At 74.1% G+C, this 10,373-nt stretch carries 10 protein-coding genes; 3 read left to right on the top strand and 7 right to left on the bottom strand.

Annotation, left to right across the window (positions count from 1 at the left end; all coding sequences use genetic code 11):
* Positions 1-53 precede the first annotated feature (53 nt).
* Positions 54-611, bottom strand: a complete 558-nt coding sequence (locus C6N75_RS00825) for a TetR/AcrR family transcriptional regulator (protein ID WP_105866882.1) — start codon at positions 609-611, stop codon at positions 54-56.
* 109 nt (positions 612-720) lie between these two features.
* Between C6N75_RS00825 and C6N75_RS00820 the strand changes: the two genes are divergently transcribed.
* The 3 genes from C6N75_RS00820 (at position 721) to C6N75_RS00810 (ending at position 4,788) form a co-directional block, all read left to right on the top strand.
* Positions 721-2,295, top strand: a complete 1,575-nt coding sequence (locus tag C6N75_RS00820) for an MDR family MFS transporter (protein WP_105866881.1) — start codon at positions 721-723, stop codon at positions 2,293-2,295.
* 140 nt (positions 2,296-2,435) lie between these two features.
* The gene (locus C6N75_RS00815; protein WP_105866880.1) at positions 2,436-4,022 is read left to right on the top strand and encodes a hypothetical protein; all 1,587 of its coding nucleotides are present in this window, start codon (positions 2,436-2,438) and stop codon (positions 4,020-4,022) included.
* Between the two features lie 199 nt (positions 4,023-4,221).
* The gene (locus C6N75_RS00810; protein ID WP_105866884.1) at positions 4,222-4,788 is read left to right on the top strand and encodes a hypothetical protein; all 567 of its coding nucleotides are present in this window, start codon (positions 4,222-4,224) and stop codon (positions 4,786-4,788) included.
* A gap of 35 nt (positions 4,789-4,823) precedes the next feature.
* Here the strand turns inward: C6N75_RS00810 and cseC are convergent, their stop codons facing one another.
* The 6 genes from cseC to C6N75_RS00780 form a co-directional block, all read right to left on the bottom strand.
* Positions 4,824-6,200 (bottom strand): two-component system sensor histidine kinase CseC, encoded by a 1,377-nt coding sequence (cseC, locus tag C6N75_RS00805; protein WP_105866879.1) that lies wholly within the window; start codon positions 6,198-6,200, stop codon positions 4,824-4,826.
* 17 nt (positions 6,201-6,217) lie between these two features.
* Positions 6,218-6,922 (bottom strand): two-component system response regulator CseB, encoded by a 705-nt coding sequence (cseB, locus tag C6N75_RS00800; RefSeq protein ID WP_105866878.1) that lies wholly within the window; start codon positions 6,920-6,922, stop codon positions 6,218-6,220.
* A gap of 156 nt (positions 6,923-7,078) precedes the next feature.
* Entirely contained in the window at positions 7,079-7,840 is a 762-nt protein-coding gene (locus C6N75_RS00795; protein WP_407703183.1) for a hypothetical protein, read from the bottom strand.
* Positions 7,828-8,445 (bottom strand): SigE family RNA polymerase sigma factor, encoded by a 618-nt coding sequence (locus C6N75_RS00790; RefSeq protein WP_256106961.1) that lies wholly within the window; start codon positions 8,443-8,445, stop codon positions 7,828-7,830. The genes C6N75_RS00795 and C6N75_RS00790 overlap by 13 nt, the downstream gene beginning before the upstream one ends.
* Positions 8,446-8,658: 213 nt before the next feature.
* Positions 8,659-9,624: an HhH-GPD family protein gene (locus C6N75_RS00785; protein WP_105866877.1), complete on the bottom strand. Its 966-nt coding sequence runs from the start codon at positions 9,622-9,624 to the stop codon at positions 8,659-8,661.
* Positions 9,625-9,649: 25 nt separating this feature from the next.
* Positions 9,650-10,303, bottom strand: coding sequence for a phosphatase PAP2 family protein (locus tag C6N75_RS00780; protein WP_105866876.1), 654 nt, complete (start codon positions 10,301-10,303; stop codon positions 9,650-9,652).
* Positions 10,304-10,373 lie beyond the last annotated feature (70 nt).

Genomic DNA, 10,373 nt, shown 5'->3' with positions numbered 1-10,373 from the left:
CCGGGGCGCCCGCCTCCGTACGTCCGCCTCCATGCGCGCGTCCGCCCGGCGGCTCACTCGCCGTGGTGCGCCCGGCTCATCAGGTCCTCCGCCACCTCCAGCACGGCCCGGCTCTTCTCCTCCTGGTCGCCGTCGACCGCCTGCATCACCCACAGCCCGGCGTGCAGGGTGAACAGCGCGCTCACGCACCGCACCCGGTCCGCCATCGAGGCGTCCGGGTCCTGCACCATCCCGGCCAGGGTGGTCATCCGCTCCTTGAACGTTTCGCCGATGCTCAGGTCGCGGACCGTCGCCTGGTTCTCGTGCATGAAGCGGAACAGCGGCCGCGCCCCGGCCAGCGCGGCGTGGTAGCGGCGCAGGATCTCCCGCTTGGTCTCCAGGGTGGGCGGCTGCTCCTCGGCCCAGGCGATCAGCTCGTCCACCGGCCTGCCCAGATCGCTGAACAGGCTGATGACGATGTCTTCCTTGGTCTTGAAGTGGTAGTACAGCGCCGCCTTGGTGACGTCGAGCCGCTCGGCGATCTCGCGCAGCGAGGTCTTCTCGTACCCGTGCTCGGCGAAGAGTTCGAGGGCAACGTCCTGGATGCGCTGACGGGTGTTGCCTCTGCTCATGGTCGCCTCTCCGGTCCGGACAAAACTTACTTGACGCCCGGCAAGTAGCGGGCTACCTTCCCAGTGTAGTAACTAGCCGGGCGACAAGTAAGCAACGGGAGACAGGTCCATGAGTACGTCGGTTTCAGCAGCTCGCGACGCGGGAGCGGCGGATCCGCAACCGGCCGTCGGGGCGGACGGCAAACCCGCCCGGAGCGTGCGCGTCGTGCTGCTCGCGCTCATGATCGCGATGCTGCTCGCCATGCTCGACAACATGATCATCGGCACCGCGATGCCGACCATCGTCGGCGAGCTGGGCGGTCTGGCGCACCTGTCCTGGGTGGTCACCGCGTACACCCTGGCCACCGCCGCCTCCACCCCGGTCTGGGGCAAGCTCGGCGACCTCTACGGCCGCAAGGGCACCTTCCTCGCGTCCATCGTCATCTTCGTCATCGGCTCCGCGCTCAGCGGCATGGCCCAGGACATGGGCCAGCTCATCGGCTTCCGCGCGGTCCAGGGCCTGGGCGCCGGCGGTCTGATGGTCGGCGTGATGGCGATCATCGGCGACCTGATCCCGCCCCGCGAGCGCGGCAAGTACCAGGGCATGATGGCCGGCGTGATGGCCCTCGCCATGATCGGCGGACCGCTGGTCGGCGGCACCATCACCGACAACTGGGGCTGGCGCTGGTCGTTCTACATCAACCTGCCGCTCGGCGTGGTCGCCCTCGCCATGGTCAGCGCCGTGCTGCACCTGCCCCGCAAGGAGCGCACCGGCAAGGCCAGGATCGACTACCTGGGCACCGTGCTGCTGACCGTCGGCATCACCGCCATCGTGCTGGTCACCACCTGGGGCGGCACCGAGTACGCCTGGGGGTCGGCCACCATCGTCTCGCTGAGCGCGCTGGGCGTGGCCGCCCTCGCCGCGTTCGTCTACGCCGAGACCAGGGCCGCCGAGCCGGTCATCCCGCTGCACATCTTCCGCAGCCGCAACTTCACCCTGATGTCGGTGATCGGCTTCCTCACCGGCTTCGTGATGTTCGGCGCGGTGCTGTTCCTGCCGCTGTACCAGCAGTCCGTGCAGGGCGCCTCCGCCACCAACTCCGGCCTGCTGCTCCTGCCGATGCTGCTGTCGATGATGGCCGTCTCGCTGGTCGCCGGCCGGGTCACCACCAACACCGGCAAGTACAAGATCTTCCCCATCGCCGGCGGCGCGCTGATGGTGGCCGGACTGTTCCTGCTCGCCCAGATGGACACCGGCACCTCCCGCCTCACCTCGGGGCTGTACATGGCGGTGCTCGGCGCGGGCATGGGCTTCCTGATGCAGATCACCATGCTGGTCGCCCAGAACAGCGTGGAGATGAAGGACATGGGCGTCGCCTCCTCCTCCACCACCCTCTTCCGCACCCTCGGCTCGTCCTTCGGCGTCGCCATCATGGGCGCGCTGTTCAACAACCGGGTCCAGGAGGAGATGGCCGCCCGCGGCAGCGGCGGGGGCGCCCTCCAGTCCGCCCAGCTCGACGCGGCCAGCCTGGCCGAGCTGCCCGAGCAGGTCCGGGAGGCGTACCAGTTCGCCGTCTCCGCCGGGACGCACAGCGCCTTCCTGCTCGGCTCAGCCATCGCGGTCATCGGCTTCGTCGCCGCCTTCTTCGTCAAGGAGGTCCCGCTCAAGGGCGCCGGACCGCAGCCCGCCGCCGACGCGGCCTGACCCCCGCAGCTCCGTACGGCAGCCCGCCGCCGGCCGCGTGCCTCCGGAACCCCGGACGCGGACCGGCGGCGCGGTGCACAATCGGATGACCGTACGCCGGGGGGCGGCAGCCGCCGGGGCGGTAGCCCGGGGGAGGGGCCGTGGGCCGTGCGCTGAAGGTGGCGATACCCGTACTGCTGGTGGGCGCGGCGCTCTGGTACGCCTCGTACGCCACCACCATCCTCGTCTGGGAGCTGCGCAAGCTCCTGCCCTGGCTGCTCGCGCCGCTGGCCGGCGCCGGTCTCGCCGCCCTGCCCTCGCTGGTGCGGCGGCTGCGCACCCGCGGCCGCGAGGACCGGCGGCCCGCCGGACCGCTGGCCGCCTTCCTCGCCTGCGTCGGCGCCGCCGTCGGTCTCGTCCTCACCGTCGGCTGGTTCGTGTACGGCGACTACCTCCAGGACCGTGCCTACCTCGACGGCCTGCGGGTGGTGAGCGAACCGGTGCCCGAGCTGGCCGCCCGCGCCCCTTATCTGGCGGGCAAGGCGCAGGCCGCGCCGCACCTCGGCGACGTCACCGGCGAGATCGCCGACGTCACCTACCTCCCGGACGCCGACCGCTTCGCCACCCTGGTCGAGCGCCGAGGCTGGCTCGCCGGCTACGAGATCGGGCTGGTCCAGGACGTCCCGCTGGGCGGCACCAGCCGCACCCAGCAGCGCTGCGGCTTCGACACCGAAGCGGCGGACGCCCGGATCGGCGGCTGGTTCGGCCACAACCTCGGGCGCAAGATCGCCGCCGAGCGCCGCTGGGCGCGGTTCGAGGCCGGGGACGCCTACGTCGTCTGCACCGGACCCGGCGGTGCCACCCCCGTCGTGGTCGTCCCGCTCAAGCGGCAGACCGGGCTGCTGGTGGTCACCGAGCGCCCGGCCGGGCTCGCCCTCTACGACGGCCGCACCGGCGAGCTGACCATCACCGACGACACCGCGGCCGTACCCGGCCCCACCTACCCGCTGAGCCTGGCCGCCCGCCAGCGCGAGGCCACCGCCGCGGTCGGCAGCTTCGCCGACTGGTGGTTCGAGCGCAGCGGCTGGGACGCCTCCGAGGACGGCGCCAACGAGGGCAACGAGTCGGAGTTCACCCTGCGCCACCGGGGCGACGGCGGGCGCCAGGAGTACGTCACCCCGCTCACCCCCCAGGGCGAGGCCAGCTCGGTGGTCGCGGTCTCCACCGTGCCCACCCGGCACCTCGGCGGCGGGCTGGCCCCGCTGACCGTGCACCGGCTCGACCCCACCTGGTCCTCGCCGGGGGCCATCGTCGCCCTGATCAAGACCGAGTACCGGGACGTCTGCTGCTACAACGACGACGCGGTCTTCGAGGTCGTCCCCACCGGCGGCAGCACCTGGACGGCGACCCTGGGCAGCGCGCAGAACATCCGCTACCGGGTGGAGGGCCGCGGCCAGATCGCCGGCCGCGAGGCCACCTGCCTCAAGAGCGCCGACGGCGCCCTGGTCCGCTGTGCCCACGCCGCCCCCGGCTCCCCCGAAGAACGCGAGCTGAAGCGCCGCGCCGACGCCGAACGGGCCGCCCAGCAGCCGCCGCGCCCACCCGGGACCGGCGACACCGGCAAGGGCGGCGGCGGGAACACCGGCCGCGGGGACGTCGGCGACCTCGGCGACTACACCGCCGACGAACTGGCCGAGCTGCACCGCCGGGTCACCGAGGAGGTCAACCGCCGCCTCACGGGGGGATAACCCGCCCCGGCGGGCCGCCTCGGCGGGTCCGCGCCGCCGCCCCACCTGCCCGTACGAGAGCCGGGATGCGGCCCTGCGCGCGCGCCTTCAGCATGGGAAGGGCTGGGCCCGGGACAGGACACCCACCCCCGCAGGAGGCATGATGGCCGGCACCGCCGCATCGACCGACAGCCCGACCGCGACCCGTCATCCGGGAGGCGTGCTCGTCAGCTTCCTGCCGTGGATCATCTTCGACGTGATCGCCGGCCCGAGCACCTGGAAGCTCGCCGCCTTCGCCGCGCTGGTGTGCACGATCGCGCTCATCGCCCCGGACCTCCGGCGCGGCGCGGTGAAGATCCTCAACATCGCGGGCCTGCTGTTCTTCGCCGTGATCAGCATCCTCGCGCTGGTCCTGGACCGGCAGGACCTGGTCTGGCTGGAAACCTACGCGCAGCCGCTGTCCAACGGCGTCATCGCGCTCGTCGCCCTGGGGTCGCTGGCCTTCACGCCGTTCACCGAGCAGTACGCCCGCGAGTCGGTGCCCTCCGAGCTGTGGCACACCGAGGCCTTCCACCGCACCAACCAGGTGCTGACCGCCGTCTGGGGCGTGCTGTTCCTGATCATCGCCGTGCTCGGGCTCATCGCGCTGGGTGCCACCGGTAGCACCGCGGACTGGCTCAACTGGGTCATCCCCGCGATCCTGCTGGTCCTCGCCCTGCGGTTCACCAGGTGGTACCCGAGGCAGGTGCACGCCCGCGCCGCCCGGGAGCACACCGTCCTGCGCTGAGCCCTCCCGCGCTGCTCCGCCGCGCCGCTGGGCGCCTACCGCCCCTCCGGCAGCCTCAGCACCGGGAAGCTGCCGGTGTCCGTGGGCGCGTGCTCCGGCAGCCACAGCACGGCGATCGCCCCGCCGGGCCGCTCGGGCCCCGCCTGCTCCGGGATCACCGGGCCCGCCGCACCGGCGTCGACCGGGTCCGGGCCGGGCGCGGTCGCGGCGTTGCGGAAGGTCAGCCGGGCGCCCAGCACCCGGGCCTGGCCCGCGGCGATGGTCAGGCCGAGACCGTGCCCGTGGCCTGCCCGGTCGCTGGAGCCGGTGCGGAAGCGGCTCGGGCCCTCCCGCAGCAGCTCCGCCGGGAAGCCGGGCCCGTGGTCGCGCACCCGCACCACCCGGCCCTCCACCGTCACCTCCACCGGGCCCCGCCCGTGCTTGGCGGCGTTGGCCAGCAGGTTGCCCAGGATGCGCTCCAGCCGGCGCGGATCGGTGTTCACCCACGACTCGTGCACCACCCGCAGCTCCACGTCCGGGTGCAGCAGCCGCACCCGCCGGGACACGAACTCGCCGAGCGCGATCTCCTGAAGCTCGGCCCGCTCCGAGGCCCCGTCCAGCCGGGCCACCTCCAGCACGTCCTCCACCAGGGTCCGCATCGCCTGCGCCCGGTCGCGCACCAGCTCGGTGGGGCGGCCCGGCGGCAGCAGCTCCGCGGCCGTGAGCAGCCCCGTCACCGGGGTGCGCAGCTCGTGCGCGATGTCGGCGGTCACCCGCCGCTCGGCCTCGATCCGCTCGTTCAGCGCGTCGGTCAGCGCGTCCACCGCCCGCGCCAGCTCGTCCGTCTCGTCCCGGACCACCCCGCCGACCGCGTCCCGCACCCGGACCTCGGTGTTGCCCTGGGCGACCTTCCCCGCCGCGGTGGCCGCCTTGCGTAGCCGCCGGGAGAGCTGGCCGCCGATCAGCACGCCCAGCGCGCAGCCGCCCACCACCGTGGAGACCGAGCCGACGACCAGCGCCTTGTCCAGGTCCTGCATGATGGTCGCCGACCGGTCGGCGAACCGGGTGTGCAGCGACAGCACGTCCCCGCCCGGCAGCGGCACCGCCGCCCACACGTCCGGCGCCCCGCCGTCCCGCTCGGCCACGAAGGTGGCCCGACGCCGCTCCCGCATCAGCGTGTCGAGCTGGCCGGGCAGCGAGGGGTCGTTCAGCTTGGCGCCGAACTTCGGGTCGCCCTTGGGCTTGGCCGACTCGTACATCCGCTGGGCGAACAGCAGCCGCTCCATCTGCACGTCCCGGGCGTTGTCCAGCATGGACACCCGGGCGGCGTTGTGCACCACCAGGCTCAGCGCGGCCGCCACCAGGGCGCCCACCCCGGCGATCGCGAGGGAGATCTTCCAGCGGACCCCGGTGCGCGGGACGAAGCGTCTCATCGGTCCGGTACCGCCGCTCAGCCCTTGAGCTTGTAGCCGAAGCCGCGGACCGTCTCGATCCGGTCCTGGCCGATCTTGGTACGCAGCCGCTGGACGTGCACGTCCACCACCCGGGTGTCGCCGCCCCAGCCGTAGTCCCACACCCGCTCCAGCAGCTTGTCCCGGGACAGCACCGTGCCCGGCGCGGAGGAGAACTCCAGCAGCAGCCGCATCTCGGTGGGGGTCAGCGCCACCGGCTCCCCGGCCCGGCGCACCTCCATGCCGTCGGTGTCCACCGCCAGCTCGCCGAAGACCAGCACCCCGCCCTCGTCGTGCGCCTCGCCCCGGCCCTCGGCGGCCGCGCCGCCGCCGGCGTGCCCGAAGCGGCGCAGCACGGCCCGGATCCGGGCCATCAGCACGGCCCCGTCGAACGGCTTGGTCACGTAGTCGTCCGCGCCGGCCTCCAGGCCCAGCACCACGTCGATGGAGTCGGCCCGCGCGGAGAGCATGATCACCGGCACGGTCGACTCGTCGCGGATGCGCCGGCACAGGCTGACCCCGTCCATGCCGGGCAGCATCACGTCCAGCAGCGCGATGTCGGGCCGCCGGGCGCGGAACGCCTCCAGCCCGGACAGCCCGTCGGGCATGGCGGTCACGGCGAAGCCGTCGCGCTCCAGCGCGAGCTGCGTCGCCTCGCGGATGACGTCGTCGTCCTCGACGAACAGCACGTGCGTCTCGGCCATCGGCGGTGCTCTCCCGTGTCGGGTCTCGAAGTCGTCGTCATGCGGAGTCGTCGTTACCGGTACCGGCCTCCGGGCGGTCCCGCCACCGTACCCACCGCGGCGGACACGGCCCCGCCCCCACCACGGCGGATGCGGCCCGCGCGCGGCCGGCGGCCGTCAGCCGGCGTCCTGCTCCGCCGTCTCGTCGCCCGGCGCGGCGCCGCCCGGCGGGCTGTAGTCGTTGTGCACCCGGTCGTGCTCGGTGAACCGGCTGCCGGCCCACCGGTAGGTGATCACGTCCTCGCCGGACGGATAGGCCACCGGGTCGTCGTCGGCGTACACCTGCTGGGTGACGACCAGGTCGCCCCGGTCGATCGCCGAGTAGACGGCCGGCTCCTCCCTCGCGAAGACGTTGCGGTACCCGCCGGCGTGGGCGGCGGCATCCGGGTCCCGGGCCCCCGAGCGGTACACGTACGTCCCGACCCCCACGGCGTCCCCGCAGGTCAGCACGTTCACCACGATGTCCGGCACGGCGCTGCCGGTGAGATCGCCGTACGAGGTGTCCACCGGGTAGGAGTCCTCGGAGCACGGCTTGAGGTCGTCCTTGACCCGCTTGCTGACGGCCGGGTCGTCCAGCACCAGCCGCACCGGGTCGATCTTCCGCGGCACCGACCCGGCGACCCCGGTGCTTCGCGGCGCCGGCGTCGGGGCGATCGCGTCCGCCCGGGCCGCGCCCTCGTCACGGGTGCCGGTGCCGCCGGCCGAGCAGCCGCAGGCCAGCAGCGCGAAGACGGCCGCCACGGCCAGTGCCGCGGGGGCCGCCGCCCACCGCCCCGTCCGGGCGGCCACGCCGTGCGGCCGGCCGCCGGCGTCTTCGCCGCCGGTCCGGCCGGGGCCGCGTCCGCCGCCCGTGTGGTCCCTGGCGCTCAGGCCGCGCACCGCTCCCGCCCCCGTTCGTGGACACCCCCGGCCGTACGCCCCGCACGGTCCGCACGCACCAGCCCGGCGACCCGGCCCGCGCCGGGGCCGTCCGGGCCGGTCCCGTCGCCCGCGGCGGCCCGGCTCTCCAGCTCCTGGCGGAGGCGGGCCAGCGCCCGGTGAAGCGTGGACTTCACGGTACCGGTCGACATGCCCAGCGCGGCAGCGGTCTCCTCGGTGCTCATCTGCTCCCAGTGCCGCAGCACGACCACGCTGCGCTGCTTGGGCGCCAGCACCTTCAGCACGTCCATCAGCAGCGCCCGGTCGGCGTGCTGCTCGGTGGCGTCCTCCACGGGCGCCTCGGGGAGCTGCTCGGTGGGCACCTCCTCCAGCTTGCGCGCCCGCCACCACTCCGTCCGCGTGTTGATCATGACGCGGCGCAGATAGGCGTCGGCCAGCGTCTTGTCCGCGATGCCGTCCCAGCGCCCGTAGGTGCGGGCCAGCGCGGTCTGCAACAGGTCCTGCGCGTCGATCGGATCGGGGACGAGACGGCGGGCGCTGCGCAGCAGGGCGTCCTGCCGGGCTCGTACGTACTCCTCGAATCCGAGCACCTCGCCGTGCGACATCCCGAACCGCCTCCGTTCCCCGTGTTCCCCGTGGTCTTACGTCGGGAGACGCTACGGAGGCGTTGTCACGGCGCTGTCCGCACGAACCGTCGGCGGGCGCACGGCTGGCCATCGGTTGTGTAACAGCGCTGGTGTCACGCGGTACGGAAGCCCGGACTCCGCCGGGAGAGGCTCCGGGCAGGCCACGGGAGGGGGTGGGAAGGCCGGACGGGATCAGCCCGGCAGGCGGTAGCGGCCGCCGTCCAGCGGCTCGACCAGGCCGTCGGCGACCAGGCCGTCCAGGGCGCGGGCCCGCTGCACCGGCTCGTGCCAGACCGCGTCCAGCGACGCCTGGCCGACCGGCCCGGTCGCCTCCCGCAGCACGGCCAGCAGCCGGCCGCGCACCTGCCGGTCGGTCCCGGCGTACGTCTGGCCGCGCCGCGCCGGCCCCTCGTGGGCGGGCTTCCCGGCCAGCCGCCAGGCGCAGTGCCCGGAGACCGGGCAGCGGGCGCAGTCCTCCCCCCGCGCGGTGCACACCAGCGCGCCCAGCTCCATGGAGGCGGCGGCCCAGCGCGCGGCGGTGGTGTCGTCGTCCGGCAGCAGCGCGCGGGCCAGCTTCCGCTCGGCGGCGGTGGTGGCGTTCGGCGGGTACTGCACCCCGGTCACCGCGCGGGCGAAGACCCGGCGGACGTTGGTGTCCAGCACCGCGTGGCGCTGCCCGTACGCGAAGGAGGCCACGGCCGCGGCCGTGTACTCGCCGATCCCGGGCAGGGCCAGCAACTGGGCGTGGTCGCTGGGGACGTCGCCGCCGTGGCGTTCCGTTATGGCGGTGGCCGCGCCGTGCAGCCGCAGCGCGCGGCGCGGGTAGCCGAGCCGGCCCCAGGCGCGGACCGCCTCGCCGGAGGGCTCGGCGGCCAGGTCGGCGGGGCGCGGCCAGCGGGCGAGCCACTGCTCGTACACCGGCAGGACCCGGCTGACCGGGGTCTGCTGGAGCATGAACTCGCTGACCATCACCCCCCAGGCGCCGGCCTCGGGGCGCCGCCAGGGCAGGTCGCGGGCGTGCTGGTCGAACCAGGCGAGGACCGGCCCGTGCAGGGCGGGGGCCCGGTCGCCGGCCGTCTCGACGACGGCGGGGTCCGGGGCTCCGGCGGCGGCTTCGCGAAGGCGCGCGGACGCGGGGAGGGAGGGGATCGCAGTCATGGCACCCACGATCCTGGCACGGTTCTCAGCTCCGGCGGTGCATCGCCTGGCGGCGGCGTCGTCGCACCGGGGGTTCCGGGACGGCCGGGCCGGCGCCGGCCAGCCAGTTCGCGGCGGCCGATCCGCTGCCCCGCACGGAGTCGGCGAGCGCCCGGGTCGGGCCGGTCAGCAGCTTGACGAAGAGCACCGCCATCAGCGCGCCGAGGAGCAGGCCGGTCGCCACGTCGTGCGGGTAGTGCACGCCGACGAATACCCGGGAGAACGCCATCAGCACCGCCATCGGGATGGTCAGCCACACCAGCGCCCGCCAGGCCAGCACCAGGGCGACGGCCGCCGCTCCGGCGATCGCCGAGTGGTTGCTGGGGAAGGACCAGTCCCCGTACGGCGGGCAGGTCACCAGCGACGGCGCCGCGCCGGCGACCGCCCGGCACGGGCGCTCCTCGGTGATCACCGACTTGAGCAGCTCGCTCACCACGTAGCCGAAGGCGGTGCCGAGCGGGGCGAGGACGGCGATCGCGAGCAGGCGCGAGTCGAAGGCCCGGGCGCGCCACCAGCCGACCAGGAACAGCACGCCGAACAGCAGCAGCCCGGCCTCCGTCCACACCTCGGCCAGCAGGTGCACCCAGCCCGGTGTGTCGTGTGCGAAGTCGGTGATGTCGCGGTAGAGGTCCTCGCTCATGGCAGATGACGGTACCTGGCCCCGCGCCCGTCATCTGCCAGGAGCGAGGACCTCTACCGCGACATCACCG

The sequence above is a fragment of the Streptomyces solincola genome (genome assembly GCF_002982015.1).
Classification (GTDB): domain Bacteria; phylum Actinomycetota; class Actinomycetes; order Streptomycetales; family Streptomycetaceae; genus Streptomyces; species Streptomyces solincola.
This window is presented reverse-complemented; position numbering and strand designations above follow the sequence as displayed.